We start from the raw sequence: 22,254 nt of genomic DNA, 5'->3' as shown, positions 1-22,254 counted from the left end.
GGTGACAACATGACCCGAGGCCTCGGACTTCACGTCGGGACGGCGCATGCGGTCGCCGCCACCGCGGCCGACGAGCACACCGCTATCGGTGCTCACGCGCCGATCGACTCTGACGTTCGGACCGGGCCCAACGGTCCGCCTGGGCGACGCACCCGAGGACTCAGCGGTGATCTCAAAGTTCGCCGAGCGGATCGGGGACGTCTTCATTGCCGGGAACTGCCACCACTACACCGGGCAGGACCTTGTCTCCGCTGCCGTGCACTGCCTGGTTGCCGAGGCGAATCCCCCATCGACACCCCGTCGTACTGACGTACCCGGCGGTCTACGGCGACGGCGTCGTGAGGACCCTACGGGCCGCGCTCGATCGGGCCGGGCTGGCCCGAGTCGGACTGATCACCGCTCCACCCGCGGCCCTCGCCTGGCTCGAGTCCGAGCACGGGTCAGTTACCGACGGTTTCGTGCTAGTCTACGACGCCAGTGCCGACGGCCTGGACGCATCCGCCCTCGACGTCGTTCTCGTCACCGGCGCCCCACCGCTTCCGGGGTGGCGAAATACATCGAGCGCCTGGATATTTCGGTGATTGTTCCCCCGCACCCGGACACCGTCATGGCCGGGGGGTGCCGCGCTGATCGGCGCCGCCTCCCGACCGACAACGCTCGTACCAGTGCGGGAGGGCCTGCGACCGCCGACACAGACCCGCCACCTGCGAGCAGTAGCCACGACAGTGGTCGCCGCCGCGGTCCTCACCGTGCCGTGGTTCCTCCCACCACCCCGGCAGCAGACGAGAACCTGGCAGCGCCGTTTCGACCACCGCCCGCACACGGGGTTCGCCTGGCCAACCGCACGAGGCCACCACACTTTCCGTCGGCGAGCGTCACCGCAGCCCCCGAGAAACCTTCCCTCGCCCCCATCGATCTGTATCCGGCTGACCACATACCCCGTGTGCTGGCTGTCACCGCCCTATCCGATCCGATCATCAAGTTCCCCACCGAACTCGACACCACCGTCGCATCCACGACACGCAAAGCTGCGCCCGCCACGGTCATTCCCGTGACCTTCACAGTGCCGACAACCGAACCGGAACCGACACAGACGACTCCTCCCAACACATCGGTACCGCCCCCGAGCCGACGCCCATCGAAATCCCCACCGACAGCACACCGATCGCCCCACCACCCCATCCCCGTCGGACACACCGGTTCCGACCACACCGTGACCCACCCGTCGTCGGCGACACCGACACAGACAGCAGTTTCGAAGAAGCTGGCCAACGGCCAACGGCGAACTGCGAACTGCGAACTGCGAAAGCCTTCAACAGGCGATGGATTTCATGTTCGAGCACCAGATCGAACGCGCGCTCACACGAATAGCCCTGGGCAGTCGTCGCATCACTATTCTGGTCCGGAGAATGCGATGCAAGCAAAATTGATCACCCGCGCTGTAATTCAACGCCTTGAACAACGACTCCGAATTTCGGGTTGTCGTTCGATACGCGCGTGAGTGCGAGCGCGCCACCTCGATATTCACCAGGAGGACAGCGACGGTCATACTGGTCATCGATGCTCAACGGTCGACGTGGACCACTTTCGGAATACCGTGCATCGCGAAGATGCTTTCCATCAATTCTCTTGCTGTCAAACCAGATTCGTGAGTGCGAACAAGGATAGATCAGCGACTGTTCCGACGGTCCGAATGTGCCATCCGATTCAGATCCTCAGCGGTCAGCTGCTCGAAATCATGACGCGTCCGATATATGAGCACCGCGAACGCAAGGACTGCCTCCGTGGCTGCAATGACGACGGCTGAATTCATCAATGGTGACGAAGCCTGATGCGCAACTGCCAGCTGCATGGTGGTGTCGTCAGCAACCTTGTGGTGACCGCCTGCCCCAGCCGTGCGGGAACTCATGGCGGCTAGATGAACTGCGATCATTCCCAGACTCACGATCGAAACGAGGCCCCAATCCTGATGTCTGCCAGACATCCACAGGTGTCGGGCACAGTGTACGCAGCCGATGATCATGAGGACCATCATCCCGGCGAGCAATGGCGAACTGCGATGCTCGATGAGTGATCCGGTATGCAGACCTGCCGAACACAGGGCAAGGACGGCCGCCGCCCGCCGCCCCCACAATGAGGCACGACGGGCGGTGAAACGGGTCAAGATCACTACTGGGATTCTGTGCAGCAGTGGTTCGACGTTGTGGCTGGCACGTTCAGTGCCGGGTTCCGGTCGAAGAATCCATGAGGCTTGAGCGTGAACTTTGCGTAGTCTACGGGCATCACCGGCCAGTCCTCTGGGCGAGGGAAGTGGGTCAGGCCAAACGTGTGCCAAAGCACGACATCACTGTTGTCCAAGTTGCGATTCGCTGACATGTACGAGGGCAGGCCGTCGCCGCCGGGATTCTGGTTCACAAGATCGCCTGCGGGATAGCGCTCTTCCGGGTCGTACGCAGAGACCCAGAGATGTTTGGTTGTGAAGGTGGCCCGCTCTGTGATTCCAGCGGAAGGATCGGCGAGCAGCGTTGGCGTCTGAGTTGGATACAGTGCATAGCCGGTGGGCTTCCCCAAGCGATTCGTCTTGTTCGGATTGACAATCTGCCACGTCCGACCCGCCGACGCATCAGCCATCCGACCGCCCTCGTCTTCGGAGGTAATCGTTGTTGCAATGTTGGTGAATGCATTCCCGTGCACATTGTCTGGACCGATCGGGGTGCGGGCCGCATCCACCTCGAGGACTGTGTTTTCTATGCCATCGATCATCATATCGAGGCGCGCACTAAACAGGTGCTGATGATAGGGCGCTCCCACACCAGGTGCCACCTCCGATGCGTGCGCGTAGCCCTCACCCGGATATGCAGACGGGAAGAGAACTCCGGTTAGCTTCGATTCACATTCGATGGTTCCGTCCAGGTAGAGATACCAGTAGAAACCGTAGTCATAATTACCCACAGTGGTGAAGAAGCTGATGACCAATCGGCGCTGACGTCGTACGTCGGTTGACCCGGTGAACATATCCGTGTGCTTCCACAGTGTGCCGAAGTCTTCTTCGTGCATGCAGATCGCATTCTGGATCGTCCTCGGATTGCCGAGTTCGTCACTGAGCGTGGCATCGAAATAGTGGATCTCACCAAGACAGTCACAGCCGAGCTGAAGCGAGTTCGTGAATCGTCCGAAAAGGTATTCTCCTGTGTCGAAATAGTTTTGCCAGTACCGCGTGGGGGCCGGGTCTGCATAGGGCACGACCATCTCGGCTATCGATCCGCGGAACATGATCGGTCGGTCCACATCGTTGTCGCGGAAGGTCAACTGCCGCAGAATAAGTCCTTCTCGGGCATCGAAACTGATGCCGAACTTCCAATTGGCCCACTCAACTCGCGATCCGTCGACAACAAAGGACGGCCCTTCTGGTTGTGTGATCTCGATTGGTTTGAGGCCCTTCAGTTCCTCACCGCGATACTCGGCGAGGTGGAAGTTGGCGGTTTCCTCAGGTACTGGAAAGTGGCGGTACTCGACTATTTCCCTTACGACTTTTCCGATCGGATCGACATAGGCACATACGCCGTCGATAGGGCGTGCCCAAACACTGTCTTCCTCGGATTCACGATAGAATCCGAAGCAGCGCAGGATCCTCTCACTAGCGCCCCCTTCATTTCCGTAGAACCCGGCGGACAGTGGGCAGACGACGACCTTCGCTGGATCCAGGCCCCGGGCCTGCATCGACTCCTTCCACTTGTCGCTATCGCGCAGGACCTCCTCCACCACGGTAAACTCTTCTTCGAGGATCGGTAGATGGCCACGCGTCCCGTCGACGCGCTCGTCCTTCAAGATCGTCCCACTTGTCAAAGAGATTCGAATGTCATGCGCTAGGCCGGTAATTACCTGCAGCAGCATCATCCGGACGACGCGGTCGGGTTTTGGCCCCGTACCGTTCTCATAGGCGATCACCTCGCCCTTCGACGGTTCGATGAGGCCTACATAAACGTACCTAGTGTGTTCGTCAATTCCACCGTGCTGCACAACAATTGCACGTGCGGCCAGGATTTCCTCGGCGGTCAGACTTGCCATGACATCTACCTGTGTCGTGGTGACAGGTTCGGGGGCTTGAACAGTCATTGTCTTGCTTCTCTCGTGAGTGTAAAGCCGGGTAGGAAGGAACGCACGGTCAGGGAGTTCCTGATCTCTACGAAGATGAAATGGCAAGCTCAGGCTTCTTGTGCGCCCAAGGCCGGACGCTCTCGAACGTGGCGGCTGCCCGCAAGACCTGCGCGTCTGCGCGATGACGACCCGCAATTTGAAGTCCGACCGGGCGTCCGTCACTGGTGAATCCAGCCGGAACAGTGATAGCCGGACTGGTCAGCATGTTGTACGGATAAGTGAGCAACCAACCAAGAAGCCTGCGCTGCAAGGACTCTCCGTCCAGCCAGTCCGGCGCGAACTGGCCGACCGGAAGAGCTGCCGAGGCAAGCGTCGGCGAGACCAGGAGATCGTAGTTGGTCATAAACGAGGTGAACGTGTCGTACATATGCCCGCGGAACACAGCAGCGCGGCCAGCATCGACTACCGACAACCCTTCAGCCGCCCGCATGAGGTCGATGAACCCTTCATCGACCTGACCGTGCATCGACTTCCAGTCACATAGGTCGTATTCGCCGGAGAAACCTGGAACCCAAATACCCTCCCACATAGCCTTTTCTGGGTTTGGCCAGGATGGGGTTGCTTCCTCAACCGTAGCCCCAAGTTCGGCGAACGCCTCAACTGCGTCGCGGCAGATCCGCGCTACCTCAGGATCGACATAGCCGAGGCCGAGGTCCGGTGAATAGGCGACCCGCCAACCCTCGATATCGCCGGCGAGTTCCTGTGTAAAGTCAATTCTCTCGTTGGGCAGACTTAGCGGATCCTCGGCATCGAATCCGGATACCACGTTCATCATCAAAGCTGCGTCCCCAACGGTTCGAGTGATCGGACCGTGGAACGCCCAGGTTTCGTGGCGCGCTTCAAGCACAGACATAGGGATCCTACCCAGGGACGGCTTGAAACCGACCACGCCACAAATCGACGAGGGAATCCGGACCGAGCCGGCCCCATCGCCGCCTTCAGCCAACGGCCCGAGTCCAGCGGCTACCGCCCCCGCAGCACCGCCACTCGATCCACCCGTACCGCAGTCTGTCTTCCAAGGGTTGTGGGCCGGGCCGTAGAGGTGCCCGTCGGTCCCGCCGTAGTAGCCAGATTCCGGAGTGTTGGTCTTGCCCAGGAACAGTCCGCCTGCCGCCCTCATCCGGCGGACAACCGCCGCATCTCGCGTCCCTACAACATCCTTGAACGGCTTCATCCCCATCGTCAGGGGTAGGCCCTCCATCGAGGTCAGCATTTTGATCGAGAACGGAACACCGTGCAGCGGACCAACTCTTTCGCCGTCCGCTTGCTTGCGGTCTAGCTCCGCTGCATCTGCAAGGACCTGTTCACGGTCATAGGTCACATAGGCATTGAGCGTCGGGTTCAGTGATTCGATCCGGTCAGCCATCACTTCCGCGACCGCCGAACTCGAGAGTTCACCGCCGGCAATGGAGCGGGCGAGCGTGGTAGCCGGTGCCCAACTGATTTCCTCGGAGTTCATCATATTCCTTTCAAATGCTTTGACAGATAGGCATTGTTGAGCCGCTACTGCGCAGAAGAGAGCGGTTTAGCAGTGCCAAGTGATGCAGTTACTGCGTCAAACATGGTGTTGACGCGTTCAGATTCAGACTTCGACTGCGGTACCAGGTAGGCGCAGCCGATATAGACGAGCGCATTGACAATCAATCCAGCCATTCCCGAGGTCATGCCGGCCAGCCACGGAATCGAGGTTGGGTAGAGCACCTGGAGTAGCGCGGCAACGGCAAACCCGCTAATCATTGACGCCAATGCCGCAGCGCTGCTTCCTCGTCGCCAGAACAATCCGAAGTACAAGGTAGGCGCGAGCTGAACAATTCCCGCATAGGAGACGATGGCTAGGGTGTTCAACCCCGCCCCGTCACCCCACAGAAGTGCTCCGACGGCCGCGAGAGCCGTGATGATCACCGCACCCCATTTCGCCAAGGACGTCTCCCCCACACCGTCGGCAGTAGCGGTCTCCCGGCCGAAGTCGTTGGTGATCTGGGCACTCGACGCCTGAATGAGCGCATCGACATTGCCCATCGTCGCCGCAATGACACATACGCCGGCGAAACCAACTAGAACCGGTCCGCCAATAGCCGTGACGGTGAACCACACACTAATCGGATCTTCTTGAACCCCAGGCATAGTGCTGGCAAGCAAGGCCATTACCAGCAGGGCTGAACAAAATGCCATCAGCATGGGAGCGGCCAGTGCTGCCGACTTCTTGATGGCAGAGACGCTACGTGCGGTAAACAGCCGGACGAAGATATCCGGCCAGCACCAGCCGCCAATGGCACCCGTTCCGACAATAGACATCAGGTACAGCGGGCCAAGCTCACTTCCCGGCCCTGGCAGCGAAAACGCTTCCGCCGGCACCTGATCCAGAGTGTATCCGTTCGGGATCAGCCAGCTGATCATGCCGAGGATCACCACAAAACCTAGGCCATAGGCGACGATTCCCTGGATCATGTCGCTGACGACCACACCGCGCATACCCATTCGAACCGTCCAGATCTGGCGGAACGCAAGGACCACAATGCTGATGACGATGGCAGCCAGGGCAGAGACCGAACCATAGCCGAGCGTCTGGAAGACCAAGCTCAGCGACTGGAAACCGAGAATCGCCCAGGGGAACATGCACGCGAGGCCGATGACGGCCGCGGTTCGCCGAACAGCCCGCGATTGGTAGCGAAATCCGAGCAGATCTGCCTGGGTGCGGAGATCGAACTTGACGCCCCAGACATGGACCGGGCCCGCCATGAAGAACATAATCATTGCTGCGAGTAGCGAATAGAGCAGCACATAAAACCCAATCGCGCCGCCAGCGACGACACCTGCCGCGAATGCAACGAAGATCGATCCTGGCAGCCATGTGTTCATGAACGACATGGCCTGGAACCACGACCCAAACGAACGGCCGCCGGTCGCATAGTCGCTAAATCCTGACGCCGGACGCTTCGACGTTTTTTCTAGAACTACTACTACCAAGATGAGGAACACTGCGACAAGGCCGTAGCCAATAACTATGTTCATCGGGTTGCCCCGTCTACTGGGCGAGATTCGTGCGTCCGATCAACGAAGTACATGTAGATCACCGAAGCGGCGATGAAGGTCGCGGTACCCATGAAGTAGATCGAGGCAGTGACGAGTGAGTCGACCGCCCAATGGAATCCAGGGAACACCACGAGGATCACGCTGAGAGAGAGCAACACGCGGCACGTGGTCTGCTTGGCCCTGGATTCTGTTGTGCGTGTGGGTCTGAGATGGGGCGAGATGTTCGTAGCCATGAATGTCTCCTTACGTCGCGAAGTGAACGGCACCAGTCGACGATTGGATCCGATGCCGAATCGTTAAGGCATATTGCTACTAAGCCACGACACCCACCGAGAGGCAACATGGGCAACCGAAACGTAACGAAGGATGCGACGTGTTAATCAGACCGAAACTGATCGAAATGAGCCGGAAACGCACCGAGGTTCTTTTGCCATTTGCACAGGTAGTTAGGAATTGTTAATACTTGGGTTCAATGACGTCCCCGAGGCCGCCGATTGCGGCATGCCTTTCCGGCCGCAACTAGCGCACCTCAATCGGGCGTTGATCGTTGACGGATCGCCTCTCCTCCGAAGAATGAACGGGACTTCAGTTGCCAAAACGATTCGGCAGTCATTCAACACAGCGAAGGTGTGAGCAAGTCACTAGAGAAACTATGGTTAGCTATCTGCATGAAGGAGAAGCCCGCAACCTTGCGCGAAGTGGCCCGGCTTGCCCAGGTGTCGGTGACAACGGTGTCAGATGCACTGAGTGGATCCGGACGAGTTGCCGAAACAACACGCACCCGCATTGCCGCGATCGCGGCCGGCGTCGGCTACGTACCAAACATCACCGCACGCAATCTGAGAAGCGCGCAGACCGGCACGATCGGCTTCTACCTGCATCCACATCTCACAGAACTGACGTTCTGGAAGAACATCGTCATGTCGAGTTTCGTTGTAGCCCACGAACTGGGTTATTCGATAACTCTATTAGGCCCTTCAGACCTTGCCCCGAGCCGGCTGCGAAGCCGGGTGGACGGAATTGTCTTTAGCGACCCCTTCTACGATCATGAACCGAGCCGCGCCGTCCTAAGTAGTGGTCTCCCCGTAGTGGCCATCGGACGTACCGGTTCGAACATGCCCGAACCGGCCGGTCTGGTTCACGCCCGCCATGATCTCGCAATCAAACAGCTGCTGGACATGATGGTGCTCGGCGGAATGACTCAACCTGCGCTACTGATGACCGGTGACGACTACCCGTCCGACTGGGCGCGATTGGTCACCACCGCCTACCGAGACTGGTGCAAGCACCGTGATCTGATGGCGAACATTTGGCCGCTACCAGTAAACGCATCCAAGGACGAAATCGACGATACAGTCCGATCTCTCGTAGAAGTCCCAGGAATCGATGGGTTGATCTGTGCGCGTGACGGACTCGCTCTTCGTGCTATTCGCGCACTGCACTCCACAGGCCGGACAGTCGGCACAGACTTCGCCTTGGCCGTAGCCACCGACGACGACGTACTCGAATACCTTCATCCTTCAATTACTGCCATAGACCTGAATCCGGCTGGCTACGTGCGTCATGCGATCGAGATGCTGGCCTCGATCCTCAGCGGTGGAGACTACCCGCGAGAAATAGTACACCAGATTCAAGTCATTGAACGTGACTCAAGCACGTTGTCGCACTGACAGATCCGACAAGAACAAGTCCATCCTCGACATTGCGGCCAGCTCGAGGAGCACTGTCAGGTTGTTGAACGCGGCATCTACAGATTCACCTTGAGCTTGCGCGACATTTCGGAACTGATGCTCTCCCGTGGCATCGTCGTCTCGCACCAGACGATCCGCAGATGGTGCGCGAAGTTCGGGCCCGAATACGCACATGGCCTGCGCCGCCGCGCTCCCCAACCCGGCGACAAATGGTTTCTGGACGAGGCGTTCATCAAGATCCGCGACATCCGGCACTACCGATGGCGGCGGTCGATCAGGACGGCAACGTCCTCGACATCCTGATCCAGTCCCGCCACAACGCGAAGGCAGCGAAACGCTTCTTCGGCAAGCTGATGCGCAAGCAGGCCCGGGCGCCGAGGGTGCTAGTCGCCGACAAGTTCGCCAGTTACGTTGTGGCGCATAAAGACCTGATGCCATCGGTCGAACATCGCCGCTCGAAGTAGCTGAACAATCGAGCCGAAAACTCCCATCAGCCGACCGGCAACGCGAACGCGCCATGAGGTTCTTCCGTTCACCAGGTGCAGCGCAACGGTTCCTGGCGGTGTTCAGCGCGATTTCGCCGCACTTCCGGCCAGGCCGGCACAAGCTCACCGCGAGCGATTACCGCTCCGAAATACCCGACCGATTCGCCATCTGGAATGACGTCACAGGCGTACCCACCGCCTGAACTGGTTTCCCACCACCAGAACCCGTCCACAGCGTAGCCGAATGCTGCTGATCCCCCGCCACGTTCAGTTAGGTTGACAGAGCCAACGCCCCCTGGGCCGTCTCGCGAATGCCGATCCGACTGAGCGGTTCATCAAAACACAGAGTCTATCATTCCGCAACGGATCGTATCATTCATGGCTGAAGCGATGTTTCGTCACTACGTGAAAATCGACCCCGCGGGAGGTCTGCGCGCAGTTCGATCGTATTCGGGTTGACGCACGATCCCATATCGGTCATCGCCGAGGTGCTCACACTTGACACGACACCACCGGTACCCGGATCGACCTTCGCGAGTTTGCTGCCGCTAACCAATCCAAACCGACAGCGCCGCTGACAGCGCCCCTCAAATCCTGATCATTCTGGGGGCTGTCTACATCTCGAGATTGAATGAGTACTAGATTCGAGGCGGCGACGATACGAGGGCGGCCGCAGCCGCGCGGTAGTGCTGTGGGAGTAAAGGTTCATCGCGAACTAAATTGCGATACATGGTCATCCCCGCCATCAAGTCCAAAATCAGGTCAAGATCTGCGTCCGGCGCAAGTTGACCTCGTGAAACTCCTCGTTCAAGAAGCTCGAGCCCTCGTTGCCGGCGAACGTGTATATAGCCGTCTTTGAGTAGCGCTCGCACCTCCGGATCGACCAGCGATCCCCAGATTCCGTGGTTGCGTATGGTGCTGCTTCCGTAGTTTCCGCTGTTCTGGAGTGCATGCTGGGCCAGGTCTTCAGCCACTTCGCCACTGTCAGGCATCGCGCCAACCGCCATTTCGCGCTCAATGGCGGCGGCGGCCAATGCTGCCCTGGTCGGCCAGCGTCGATAAATCGCCGTCTTGCCGCACTCGACGGCGCTCGCGATCCTTTCAATCTTCAAGTTCACATAGCCGCCAGAGAGAAGGCTTTCGAGGGTCTCGCGCAGGATCCGCTCTGTGAGATCGTTGTCCAGGGGTCGACCGGTTTGCCGAAGTTGGTCGGTGGGCATATCGAAATCCTATCAATAGACGGGTTGGATACGAAACGAAACGTATCTTTTTCTCAAGGTACGCCTGCCTTCACGTAGCGACGCCACATCGACTCCGCCCGTAAACGATACGGTCCGTTGCGGAATGTACTATTCTGTGTTTTGATGAAACTACTTCAGTAGCGGATGTGGTCAAACCACCAAACGCGCTGGACCCCTTCATCTCTCATGCCAACTCCGAGGAGCAATCATGTCGGCAGCCAGTCCGCCCACTGGGTCCGTAACCCCGCTTGCGATGAGGGCAAGCGCGGTCGTCGGATTTCTTGTGTTCGTCGAGTTCGCCAGTGGTTTCGTTCAGGGCTTCTACATCCCCGTACTCAGCGCCATTGCGGAACATACCGGGGTCTCCGATGCCAAAATCACCTGGTTCGGGGTTGTGCAAACGCTGGGCGCTGCCGTGAGTGTGCCCATTTTGGCCAAGCTCGGTGACATATTCGGGCACCGCCGCATCTTGCGTATTGCAGTGCTGTCAGTGCTCACCGGGACAGTGCTAGTCGCCGTGACATCGAACTACGAACTGATGCTGATCGGCCGCCTGCTCATCGGCCCATTAGCGGTATGGCTGCCACTCGAAGTCGCACTCGTACATCACAGGATCAAAGGGGAAATCGCCCGGAAATCCATTGGACTCCTGGTCTCGGCCCTGACAATTGGCGCCGTGATCGGTGGAATCACCTCAGGTATCGCCGCGACCGTCCTGCCGTCTATCACTTGGGTTCTACTTATTCCTGTCGCTGTTGTGGCAGTAGCAGTCTTCGCCGTGTATTTCGGCGTACCCGAATCGGTCGCGCGGAGCGCTCGCGGAGTCGACTACATCGGCTTCGCCGGCCTCGCACTGGTCATGATCTTAACCCTGTGGGGACTACATCAAGCGCAATCCTCAGGTTTCGGTTCGGCGGCCTCAATTCTCCCGCTCTTAGCCGGAATGATCACGCTCCCTATCTGGGCGGCCTGGGAACTACGGGTGAAAAACCCAGCTGTAGACCTCCGATTGATGAGATCCCGGCAAATGTGGCCTATCTACCTGACTACCTTCCTGGTCGGAACCGTGGTCTTTGGATCCATGACCATTCTCCCGACCTTCCTCGCCTCCAATCCAGACAAGATTGGGTACGGATTTGCACTGGCGCCAAACGTCATCGCTCTGTTCACCGCCGGCGCCGCACTCGCCGGAACGGTCGGCGCAGCATCATTCGCACTGCTAGCCAAGTGGATCGGCATGCGCCGCACACTGATTCTCGCCACAACGGGTGGCGCAGTCGGCAACTTCGCAATGGCCTTCGCGCACAATCAAATTTGGCAAATCTGGGTCTTCGTCGGTATCACCGGATACACCATCGGCATATTGATGGCTGCGCTTCCAGCCTTGATCGCCGAAACGGCACCCTCAGATCAGACCGGCATCGCTACAGGGCTGTACAACTCACTGAAAACGCTAGGCGGATCTTCCGCGGGAGCTGTCTTCGGGCTCGTCCTCGCCGCGTACATCTCGGCAGGAAACAGATCACCTGACGAGCAAGGATACGTCCTCGTGTGGCTGCTGTGCGCTGCCGCCTTCGGACTATGCCCTCTCGTACTGTCTTTCCTTCGCGGCCAACCCGATTCGCCCAGCACTGTTTCCACCAGCAAGAACCAGCGAAAGGCTGTCATCTGATGCGTAACGCACGACTCCCCCAGACTCCCTTAAATTCCAACACTCTCCTCCGATTCGTCGGAGCCACGCTCATCGACGGAACCGGAAGTGCACCGGTAGTCGATTCCGAGGTTGTCATTGATGGTCAAGCCATCGCCTATGCCGGAAAGCGTAGAGACACAACGCTTAACGATCCTGCAGCAATAACGATCGATCTGTCGGGCAAGACAATACTCCCCGGCTTCATCGACACTCACGTGCATCTGGCGATGCCCTCCGTCGAAATGCCTCGGGCCGCAGCCGACACACTATTCAGTTCCGAGCGAGTGTTGAATGCCGTCGAAATCATCCAAAACACGCTCATGGCCGGTATCACCACCGCCCGTGACCTGGGCGGCTTGGAAGCCGGATACCGCCGAGCCATCGCGCAAGGCACCATCCTCGGCCCTCGCCTCCATCTCGCTGTGGGAATCATCTCCCCCACAGGTGGACACGCAGACATGCATCTCCCCAACGGCACCTGCATCATGCCGCTCGCCCAAGATTGGTGTCACATCGTCGATTCCGATGACGAGTTACGCCGCGCAGTCCGCACTCTCATCCGCGCCGAGGCCGATGTGATCAAAGTCTGTACCACCGGAGGAGTATCAAGCCCTTCCGACACCCCCCACGACTTAGGCGTATCAGAGCATCAGGTGCAGCTAGTGGTCGAAGAGACCGCTCGCCGCTCCGGCCAACCATCCGCGGCCCATGCCCAAGGAGCCGAGGGCATCCTCGAGGCGCTCCGCGGCGGAATTACCAGCATCGAGCACGGCTACGAGATTGATGACGTCGGGGTAGCCCTTATGCTCGAAAAAGGAACGTTTCTCGTACCGACACTCAGCAGCGCCTTGCGGGTGCCCGATCCCTCCAATGTTCCGGAGTGGTTGTACGACAAGAAGGTTCGATGGTCCGAAATCGCCCGACAACACCTCTCGGTGGCGATCAAGGCAGGGGTGAAAGTAGCTATGGGTACCGACGCAGGCGTTTGCCCACATGGCGAGAACCTCAAGGAACTTGGATACCTGGTGGAGTTAGGCATGTCTCCGATGGAGGCGATCGTCGCGGGCACCAAGAACGCCGCAGAGCTCATGCGCCTCGACGACTACCTCGGAACGGTAACCGCCGGCAAGCTGGCCGACCTTGTCATCACTGAGGTCGACCCCCTCGCGGACATCGGTTCGCTAGCCGACCCGGTAAATATCAGCGTCATTATCCAGGGCGGCCACACCGTCAAAGATCTGAAGGGCTGGGTCTGCGAGATCCCCGCACGCTCACTCGTCGGCAGCCACTAACGGCAGTCAGATAGTGCGTGCAGCTGACCTACAAATGTTGCTGCACGCACCACCTACTACTCCCGATAGCCTGCGGCTCGCAGTCTTTTGGCAGTCACCACAACCGGTCCGCACCACTCTTCAAAGTCTTCCGCGCCATTTTCTTCCCGCGTTTCGAACAGCGCTGAGGGCTCGCTGTCCGAAACCGCGAGATCTAGAGCCGCCGAGGACCCAGGAGTGCTGTTCGAGAGTAAGAGTCACTTCCTGCCCGACAGGTCACTGTCGGGTCAGAATCAATACCACCATCGGAAATGGAGTTCGTGTGTCTGCAGAAACTGTGGAGAAGAAGGGCCCGCTCGCGGGCATTCGGATCGTGGAATTCGCTGGATTGGGACCGGGACCGCACGCAGCGACTCTGCTCGCCGACATGGGCGCCGACATCGTCATCGTGCAACGCGCAGGCCAGATTCCTCAGGACGCCAACGCCTCCGACCAGATCAAGCGAGGCCGTCGTGTCGTCGAAGCCAACCTCAAGGATCCCGAGGATGTCGCGAAGGTCCTGAACCTGGTCGATCGCGCCGACGTTGTCATCGAAGGCTTCCGTCCCGGCGTCATGGAACGTATGGGGCTCGGACCCGACGTGCTGTTGGAGCGCAACCCTCGTCTCGTCTTCGGGCGTATGACGGGCTGGGGCCAGGAAGGCCCCCTCGCGAGCGCCGCCGGCCACGACATCAACTACATCTCCCTCACCGGCGTCCTCAACGCCATCGGTCGCAAGGGTGAGCGTCCCGTTCCGCCGCTCAACATGGTCGGCGACTTCGGTGGCGGTTCCATGTTCCTGATCTTCGGCATCCTGTCCGCCCTGGTCGAGCGTTCGATCTCCGGTAAAGGCCAGGTGGTCGACGCGGCCATGGTCGACGGCACCCTCGCCCTCTCACACATGATGTGGGCCTTCCGTGGCCGCGGCGTCTGGTCCGACGAGCGTGGTGTCAACCTCCTCGACACCGGTGCGCCGTTCTACGACACCTACGAGACCTCCGACGGCAAGTACATGGCCGTCGGTTCCATCGAGCCGCAGTTCTACGCCCTGCTGCTCGAAGGCCTCGAACTGGATCCGTCGACGCTTCCGCATCAGATGGATTCCAGCAAGTGGGACGACATGAAGGCACTCTTCACGGAGAAGTTCCTGTCCAAGACTCGCGACGAGTGGGCCAAGATCTTCCTCGGCACCGACGCGTGCGTCTCGCCGGTACTGACCTTCGCGGAAGCACCGTCGAACGAGCACATCGCAGCGCGCGGCTCGCTCATCGAACTCGACGGCGTCACCCAGCACGCTCCGGCGCCGCGTTTCTCCCGCACCCCGGCGGGCGTTCCGTCGCCGCCGGCGCGCGAGGCGACGGATATCGACACGGTCTGGACCTAGGGCCTTCAGCCCTATGCGTGGTTTAAGGAGCCCTGAGGCAGGAAACTCCACTACGCCATCCGTGGCAGCTGCAAGTGGAACCCGACAGTATCTCGACGGTATACGAGCCGATTCATCGTTATCGGAATGCTATGTCGGACTGTGATAATTATCGACGGATTATTCATGCCGGCAACGGATCCTCCTACAAAACTAGGTTAATGTGATCCATATCTCTGGAATTTCTTTGAGGAATTCCAGATTTCAGTTGGCCGGAATGATTCACCCGCGAATTCACCCTTTCCGCACATTTGTAACCAGTGTGCATATGTACAGAAAAGGCATGGACGGTTAATTCGTTCCACGCCTGTCGGTTTCGCCAGCAAATTGATGGCGATGAGCTGCATGAATGCGCAGCATTCCCGCAGTCTGAGTTGTCCGGACGCTCACAATCTGCCGCCAAGGACCGCAAAAGGTGTGTCCCGGGCGATTGGTGTCGAGGTGTGGCGAACACGTCAGTTAATCGGCGACTAGTCGAACATTTGCAGATAAGGCCAGTTTGATGGCATTTCTTGCATCATGGACGTCCGCCCAGGCCCGGTTCAGCTATGTGATCTAGTCGTGTTAGATTCCTGGTTGGGTACCGTCCGGTTTGCGTCTTATGCCTTGTTTTGATTGCGTTTTCCTGCGTCTTTTCGCGAGCCGTCCCGGGCAGATTTTTGATGTCCTGACAAAGGAAGGAATCATATGGCAACCCTCACGGTCGCGTCGCACGCGGCACGGAGACTACTCGCTGGAGTTATCGCACTGGCGCTATTTCTATCCGGGATGGTGCTTATGCCCGGATAGCAAGGAATCCCGCAGACGGAACCCGCGGCGGATTGCGAGGCTGACCACGACTGTCGTGGCGCCATCCGGGTGCAATTGCAGGCTTTCCCGGGTCCGCAAGTGGTCAACCGTGAATTATCGGTGCTCGTCTCGAGGCCGCCAGAGTAGGACAGGGCTGCTCGGCGGTTCCCGTGTGCCAGTTCAACAGCTTCTGGCGCGCAAGACAAATCATGTGTGTATTGAACGAAAGGTGTACTTCCATGCGTAACCATCTCTTCCTGCGGCGTGCCGGAGAGGGGGTGGTGTCTCGGTGGGCGGCGTTGGGGATGATTGTTGCGGTCCTGGCATTGGTCATGACTTCGTTCGCGTTCGTACCGGTTGCCTCAGCAGATGAAATCGGGACCTCGACCACCACTTCTCCGACCACGACGAAGCCGACGACGAAGCCGACGACGAAGCCTCCTGTGACGACGGCGGATGCGCCGCCTGCGATAACAACCGCGCCGCGCACGTCCACGTCGGAGGCTGAGGCCCCCGAGCCGGAGGCTCCCATAACGGAGAAGCCCACGCTCACAACAACGGCGCCCACGACGACGGCGCCTGCTGCGGCGCAGCGGCTGGCGGCGGGCGGGGTCAATCCCGGTATCGATGTGAAGATCACCGACATTCAGCTCGAGGGAAAGAACGGCCAGCAGATCACGGTCGGGGACTCCGTCGAGGTGAAGGGCACGTGGGACGCTAGCAACGCCGCTCCGCAGCCGGGCGACCAGTTCACGATCCAATTCCCTGACGAGTTGAAGCTCGACGCCAACCCCACTATCCCTCTAGAGGGCGACGACGGGACAGTGTGGGGCACCTGCGCTCTGGTGGCCGCCACCAATCTCATGACGTGTGTGCTCTCCGACGCCGTGACGGATCGTCCCGACGAGGTGAAGGGCGATTTCTTCGTGTACACGAAGGCAGTCGGCTATACCACCTCCGAGACGGTGGACTTCACGATCAACGACACGGTCACACCGGTCGATCTGCCCGGCAGTGGTGGCATCAGCGATGGCCGCGCGATCGGCGAGGCGACGAAATCCGGCAAGCTTGCGGACAACAAGCAGGCTGTGCGGTGGACCATCGACATCCCCGGAGCTGATCTGGCTGCCCTGGATGCAGCCGGTACCGGTTCGGCGACCTTGAGTGACGCACTCTCGGCCAACATGAAGTTGTGCGAGGACGGCCGGGTCAACGCGAAGCTACTGGCCGGTCGCCCGGGCGATCTCGCAGAGGTCCCCGGCGTCGTCGCCGTCACCCAGTCTGCCGCTGGTGAGCCGGTCAGCATCGTGATCAACAACGGTGCACCATTCGCGAACGACAAGCTTTACCGCGTCGAGTACACCTCCTGCACGACCAGCGGCGTCGTGGATCTGCCCACGGAGGGCGACGAGTCCGTCGTCTACGACAACTCCGTGACAATCGGCGGCAACACGGTGGATGCAGTAGGCGTCGGGCAGACCTGGCGCCCGAAGACCGGGCCGGAAAAGTCCGGCAATCTGGATCGGGACAAGCGCTACATGGAAGCTGCCTGGACCATCCTGATCCCGGGCAACATCATCGCTGACAGCCCCGACAGCACAGTCACCATCGCGGAGACTCTCGGCGGCTTGCACTCCGTCTGCGAGAGCGGTCTGCAGCTGAAGATCGAGCGCGCCCACCGTCTACCTGCACCGGACGGCTCAGGTTACGCAAGTACGGACGTCACCGGCGAGTTCGACATCGTTCACAGCGCTACCGCCGGCGCCACAGACTTCACCGTGACAATCACGCCGAAGGATGCCGACACGATCGACCCGAAGCAGTACTACTACGTCAAGTACCGAACCTGCCTCACCGGCGACAAGGTGCCGGACTCCACGGACACGTTCACCAACACAGCGACCGTCAACAGCACGCCAGTGAACGCGACGACCAAGGGTCCCGACTTCACCGGCAAGAAGACCGGCAAGATCAACACCGAGCCGAAGGACGTCGCCGGCGAAAAGCAGCCGGCAGGCACGACTCTTGACTGGAACGTGGAAATCCCCGGACACCATCTCGAGAACCTCACGGATCGGGCGGTCATCACGGACACGTTCTCCGACACCATGACGGTGTGTGAGGTCAGCAATGATCTCAAGAAAAACCTCAATCTCAAGGTCATCTCGAGGGACTTCCTCGGCAACAACGGTGTCCACGCAGAGCACGACCTCACCGCCACCACCACCGTCACGCGTACCGCCAACGGAATCGATGTCACCCTCCCCAAGGACGCGGGCGACTACAACCGTGAAACGCGGTACTACATCAACTACACCCTCTGCACCACCAGCGGTGGGCTCGATCAGCGCGGCACGGAGTACAGCAACACGCTCGCCTACGAAGGCGGCCCGAATCTCTCGAGCAACGTCAAACAGGAATGGGGCGGTGGCGGCACCGGCCAAGGCGTGTCGCGAGGCTCGTTCTCGCTGCTCAAGCAGATCGATTCCGCCTCCGAAAAGTTCCCGGAGGGCACCGAGTTCACGGTGAAGGTCGAGGAGTTCGCGCCGGGGCAGAATCCGGCGACCGACGCCCCGTACAGCACCTACAACATCAAGGTGAAGGCCGACGGAACACCGGTCAGCGGAGTCAACGCCCGCGGCACGGGCTGGCAGGTTCGGCTCTCCGAGATCGATCTGCCCACCGTGGACGGCGTCTACTTCGAGCAGGGGACGTTCCGCGAAGCACCGGGCGTGGTCCTCAACGGGGACCGCACCCAGGCCCTGGTGACCATCACACCGAAGAGCAACGTCGAAGTCAAGCTGGTCAACACGGCGAGCCTGGGGTCGGTGAAGATCACCAAGACCGTCATCGGTGACGGGATGGGTGGGCTCACGGGCAACGAAGCCTTCGTCATCAACGCCGGGATCACCTACGGTGACGACAACGCCGGCGCCGAGTCGCGCCAGTTCACCCTCAAGGCCGGTCAGTTCTTCGAGCTCAAGGCCTTGCCCATCGGAGCGAAGGTCACCTTCACCGAGGTCAAGCCGCTGAACACCGACCGCGTAACGTGGTCGGAGCCGGTGATTAATCCGAAGACGCTCACCATCGGCACCGATGCAGCAGCGAACACGGTCTCCGTCACCAACGAGGCCACGATCACGCAGGGCACCTTCGAGTTGAGTAAGAAGCTCACCGGTCCGCAGGCGTTCAACAAGGCCGTACCGAAGACCTTCGACGTGATCGCCACCTGGCTCGACGCGGACGACAACCCGCAGAGCAAAACTCTGACGCTTCCGGCGGACGGCACCGCGGTGCCGTACGGTCAGAACCTGCCCGGCGGCACCAAGGTCACGCTGACCGAGACGGTTCCGGAAGACGGCAACGGTCTCGCCTGGGGCGTACCCGCCTACTCCGGGAACGTCACGATCGGTGTGGACGGCGCGGCAGTGGTAACCGTCGGCAAGGATCTCGGCAAGGTCGAGCTGACGAACTTCGTCGACACTAACGACGGCACCCTGCGCATCGCCAAGCAGGTCAGCGGCGAGGCCGCCGGGGGCATCGGTGACGATGTGGAGTTCACCGTCGAGGCGCGTTGGCGCGACGGTGTGGACTATAGCACCGAATCACTGATCGTCAAGCAGGGACAGACCACGCCGCTCGGCGTCGACCTGCCCGTCGGCACCGAGGTGACCTTCACCGAAACCGGTCGCCCCGATGTCGCCGGCGTCGAGTGGGGCACGATCTCCTGGGGCACCGACCCGACCGGGGAATCGTGGCTGATCACAGGCGCCGACGGCACCGCGACCGGCATCGTCTCCGACGACCCGACCGACGGTCGACTCATCACCCTCTCGAACGAGGCGCTGTGGAAGTTCGGCTCGGTCGGCTTCACGAAGTTCATCCTCGACGGCGACGACCGCATCCCCGCCACCGAGGCTGACCTACCCGACGGCGCTGAATTCGAGATCCGGATCGACGGAATCGATCCGGCACTCCCCGCCGGAACCGATTTCCCGGCAGTGGGCGAGACCATCACCCTGGGCGCGGGAAACGACTTCAGCTGGACGTCGGGCGAGGTTGTGCCGCGGGGCACCGTGATCACTTTCTCCGAGGTCGACCCCAACCCCTTGCCCGGCATCGACTGGGCGCGGCCGTACTACTACGTAGCTGCGGACGGCGGTGAACCCGGCTACCGGAACACCGTCCAGGTCGTGGCCGGCGAGGAGGCTGTGGTAGAGATCCACAACCGCCCGATCCCGACCACCGACGTGGATATCGACAAGATCGTGACCGGACCCAAGGGTAGTCAGGTCACGAAGGACGGCTCCACGACCTTCCAGGTCACAGCCACATGGACGGACGTCGATGATTCGGCGCGTTCCTGCGTCCTCGATGTCAGGCCGGGCGCTTCGGTCACTCCGACCGCCCAGTGCGATGCCGCCGTCATCGACGGCCGGGTCCAGTTCCCGCTGGGCACCGAGATCACCTTCGTCGAAACCGGCGCCCACACCGACGTGAGCAACGTCAACTGGGAAGACGTCAAGTGGAGCGTCAAGGACGGCAGCGCGGACGTCGTCACGATCGACGGCGAACCGACCGGGGTTACCGTCGTCCTCACCGGAGACGCGAACAAGCCGGTGGTGTTGGGACTCGAGAACGTCACCAGCAGCAAGGGCCTGATCATCATTCCGCTCCCGATTCCGCTGCCGCCGTGGAACGGAGGATCGTTGATCCCGCCGTTCCCGGGACCGGGACCTGATGTGCCGGTCATCAACCCGGGTCCCAACGAGCCGGGCGACTACGGCCACAACGGCGCTCCGGGCGAGCCTGCTCCGGCCAAGCCAGACCAGTCGCCGTCCCTGCCAGTGACCGGTGCGAACGTCATCTGGCTCACCGGCGGCGCACTGGCGCTGATCGCCGGCGGCGCCTGGCTCACCCTGCGTAACCGCAGGCGGGCAACCAGCGAGGAGTAAACCTCCAGCCGACACACGGTAGTGCGGGGCGGGTTCGACCTCCCCTGGCCGCCCCGCCCCGCACTACCATCACCCCATTTCGCGGCCGACCGCTCGGCCGCCCATCGAAGGAGAATCCTCTCGTGCTCATCCTCCCGCTCTCAATTGAATTCGACGTCCAAACCACCGGTTCTGCCTCGATCGACGGGCTCGGTCGACTGTCCGTACTCCTCTACGATCTTCTCGATGGCACCGCAAGCGCCACGATCAACGTGGGCAGCTAGTTCGACACGTCTGTGGAGAAGAGGCCGGCCCATGAGCGATGCCAAAGTTCCGGAGCAGGCCCGGACACGGCCGGGCGCAGGCCAGGTCATCGGCGAGCTGCTCCTAACAGCAGGAATCGTCATCCTGTTATTCGTCATCTATGAGGCGTTCTGGACCAATATCGTCTCGGGACGACTGCAGGACGAGGTCAACAACAGCCTGGAGGAATCCTGGGGCGAAACCCCCGGGGCGACCGGTGATGAGCCGGTGCCCCCGCTGACCCCAGCGCTCGGCGAAGGGTTCGCGCGCGTGCACTTCCCGACCCTCGGCGCCGCGTACGCCGTCGTCGAGGGCACACGCAACGAAGACCTACGGGCCGGACCCGGCCACTACCCCGACACACAGATGCCCGGCGAAGCGGGAAACTTCGCGCTCGCCGGGCACCGCAACGGTTCCGGCGCAGTGTTCCAGCACCTGGATCAACTCGATGCATGCGACGCCGTCGTCGTGGAGACCCAGTCCCAATGGATAACCTACCGACTGCTCCCACTCGACCAGACCTCACCCGAACGGCGCGCAGCGGCGGCGGCGGAATCCTGCCTGAACCCCGAGCAGGCCGCCCGCGTCTCCGACGGCGACTACGCCCACCTCCTGGGACGGCACATCACCGCGCCCGACGACATCGACGTCGTCAACCCGCTGCCCGGCACCCCGTGGATCGAACCTGACCCCGCGCTGGAAAGCATGCTCACGCTCACCACATGCCATCCACTGTTCTCGAACACCGAACGCATGATCGTCCATGCCGTTCTCGTCGAAACAATCTCCAAATCCACCGGCAACCTTCCCACGGCATTGCAGGAGCAATAAATGTACGGCTACCTCTGGAACACACTCCCTGGCCCCCGACCAGTAAAAGCCCTGATCGCTCTCGTTCTCATTGTCGCGGTCGTGCTACTGCTCATGGAAATCGTATTTCCCTGGCTCTCCGAGCACATGCCCTACTCCGACGTCACCGTATAGACCGCCCTTGCAGGCCCGGCAGCGGTCGGTGACTCGAAGGACAAGGCACCATCCGCGCAGGAAAAAGGGGCGCGTCATCACTACGCCGATCCCCGTTACCGTGGGGCCACGAGCGAGTCGGCCAATCCGACAGCACATCAACGGTTCCGACTCGGAAACTTTCCGAGCAGACCGTCTTCGAACGCAGATTACTGCATTCCTGTCTCGGCA

18 protein-coding genes are annotated in these 22,254 nt (G+C 60.5%); 10 read left to right on the top strand and 8 right to left on the bottom strand.

All coding sequences use genetic code 11. From position 1 onward, the window contains the following. Positions 1–269 precede the first annotated feature (269 nt). Complete coding sequence (locus EEB13_RS30295) at positions 270–581, top strand: hypothetical protein (protein WP_141486959.1); 312 nt, start codon at positions 270–272, stop codon at positions 579–581. A gap of 163 nt (positions 582–744) precedes the next feature. Here EEB13_RS30295 and EEB13_RS30290 read toward each other — a convergent pair whose 3' ends face one another. The 6 genes from EEB13_RS30290 to EEB13_RS30265 form a co-directional block, all read right to left on the bottom strand. Continuing rightward, positions 745–1,272 (bottom strand): hypothetical protein, encoded by a 528-nt coding sequence (locus tag EEB13_RS30290; protein ID WP_141486958.1) that lies wholly within the window; start codon positions 1,270–1,272, stop codon positions 745–747. Positions 1,273–1,669: 397 nt separating this feature from the next. Further along, positions 1,670–2,170: a hypothetical protein gene (locus EEB13_RS30285; RefSeq protein WP_052683270.1), complete on the bottom strand. Its 501-nt coding sequence runs from the start codon at positions 2,168–2,170 to the stop codon at positions 1,670–1,672. Continuing rightward, positions 2,170–4,116, bottom strand: a complete 1,947-nt coding sequence (locus tag EEB13_RS30280) for a primary-amine oxidase (RefSeq protein ID WP_045063383.1) — start codon at positions 4,114–4,116, stop codon at positions 2,170–2,172. The genes EEB13_RS30285 and EEB13_RS30280 overlap by 1 nt, the downstream gene beginning before the upstream one ends. 67 nt (positions 4,117–4,183) lie before the next feature. Continuing rightward, entirely contained in the window at positions 4,184–5,617 is a 1,434-nt protein-coding gene (locus tag EEB13_RS30275; protein ID WP_045063703.1) for an amidase, read from the bottom strand. 44 nt (positions 5,618–5,661) lie between these two features. Then, positions 5,662–7,137, bottom strand: coding sequence for a sodium:solute symporter (locus EEB13_RS30270; protein WP_239654581.1), 1,476 nt, complete (start codon positions 7,135–7,137; stop codon positions 5,662–5,664). Between the two features lie 29 nt (positions 7,138–7,166). Continuing rightward, positions 7,167–7,424, bottom strand: a complete 258-nt coding sequence (locus tag EEB13_RS30265; RefSeq protein WP_045063387.1) for a hypothetical protein — start codon at positions 7,422–7,424, stop codon at positions 7,167–7,169. 435 nt (positions 7,425–7,859) lie between these two features. On the opposite strand from EEB13_RS30265, the gene EEB13_RS30260 reads away from it, so the two are divergent. Then, positions 7,860–8,861 (top strand): LacI family DNA-binding transcriptional regulator, encoded by a 1,002-nt coding sequence (locus EEB13_RS30260; protein ID WP_045063389.1) that lies wholly within the window; start codon positions 7,860–7,862, stop codon positions 8,859–8,861. Here the strand turns inward: EEB13_RS30260 and EEB13_RS32520 are convergent. Beyond that, positions 8,841–9,137 carry a hypothetical protein gene (locus EEB13_RS32520; RefSeq protein ID WP_410055790.1) on the bottom strand — a complete coding sequence of 99 codons (297 nt, stop codon included), beginning with the start codon at positions 9,135–9,137 and terminating at the stop codon, positions 8,841–8,843. The two genes, EEB13_RS30260 and EEB13_RS32520, sit on opposite strands and share 21 nt — an antisense overlap. A gap of 5 nt (positions 9,138–9,142) precedes the next feature. On the opposite strand from EEB13_RS32520, the gene EEB13_RS32515 reads away from it, so the two are divergent. Continuing rightward, entirely contained in the window at positions 9,143–9,346 is a 204-nt protein-coding gene (locus EEB13_RS32515; RefSeq protein ID WP_410055789.1) for a DDE-type integrase/transposase/recombinase, read from the top strand. A 659-nt stretch (positions 9,347–10,005) separates the two neighbouring features. Here the strand turns inward: EEB13_RS32515 and EEB13_RS30250 are convergent. Next, complete coding sequence (locus EEB13_RS30250; RefSeq protein WP_141486957.1) at positions 10,006–10,587, bottom strand: TetR-like C-terminal domain-containing protein; 582 nt, start codon at positions 10,585–10,587, stop codon at positions 10,006–10,008. Between the two features lie 229 nt (positions 10,588–10,816). On the opposite strand from EEB13_RS30250, the gene EEB13_RS30245 reads away from it, so the two are divergent. The 7 genes from EEB13_RS30245 to EEB13_RS31725 all read left to right on the top strand — a co-directional run bounded on the left by EEB13_RS30245 (position 10,817) and on the right by EEB13_RS31725 (position 22,044). Continuing rightward, positions 10,817–12,280 carry an MFS transporter gene (locus tag EEB13_RS30245; RefSeq protein WP_052683271.1) on the top strand — a complete coding sequence of 488 codons (1,464 nt, stop codon included), beginning with the start codon at positions 10,817–10,819 and terminating at the stop codon, positions 12,278–12,280. Next, entirely contained in the window at positions 12,280–13,593 is a 1,314-nt protein-coding gene (locus EEB13_RS30240; protein ID WP_045063394.1) for a metal-dependent hydrolase family protein, read from the top strand. The genes EEB13_RS30245 and EEB13_RS30240 overlap by 1 nt, the downstream gene beginning before the upstream one ends. Before the next feature lie 301 nt (positions 13,594–13,894). Beyond that, positions 13,895–14,995 carry a CaiB/BaiF CoA transferase family protein gene (locus EEB13_RS30235; protein WP_141486956.1) on the top strand — a complete coding sequence of 367 codons (1,101 nt, stop codon included), beginning with the start codon at positions 13,895–13,897 and terminating at the stop codon, positions 14,993–14,995. Between the two features lie 1,067 nt (positions 14,996–16,062). Beyond that, positions 16,063–20,778, top strand: coding sequence for a DUF5979 domain-containing protein (locus EEB13_RS30230; protein ID WP_261984686.1), 4,716 nt, complete (start codon positions 16,063–16,065; stop codon positions 20,776–20,778). A 122-nt stretch (positions 20,779–20,900) separates the two neighbouring features. Then, on the top strand, positions 20,901–21,041 hold the full coding sequence (locus EEB13_RS31730; RefSeq protein WP_187328651.1) for a hypothetical protein: 141 nt from the start codon (positions 20,901–20,903) through the stop codon (positions 21,039–21,041). Between the two features lie 31 nt (positions 21,042–21,072). Then, positions 21,073–21,891: a class E sortase gene (locus tag EEB13_RS30225; protein ID WP_045063400.1), complete on the top strand. Its 819-nt coding sequence runs from the start codon at positions 21,073–21,075 to the stop codon at positions 21,889–21,891. Further along, positions 21,892–22,044, top strand: coding sequence for a hypothetical protein (locus EEB13_RS31725; RefSeq protein ID WP_045063402.1), 153 nt, complete (start codon positions 21,892–21,894; stop codon positions 22,042–22,044). Positions 22,045–22,254: the final 210 nt, after the last annotated feature.

The sequence above is a fragment of the Rhodococcus sp. WS3 genome (assembly GCF_003797085.1).
Taxonomy (GTDB): Bacteria; Actinomycetota; Actinomycetes; order Mycobacteriales; family Mycobacteriaceae; genus Rhodococcus_F; species Rhodococcus_F globerula.
This window is presented reverse-complemented; position numbering and strand designations above follow the sequence as displayed.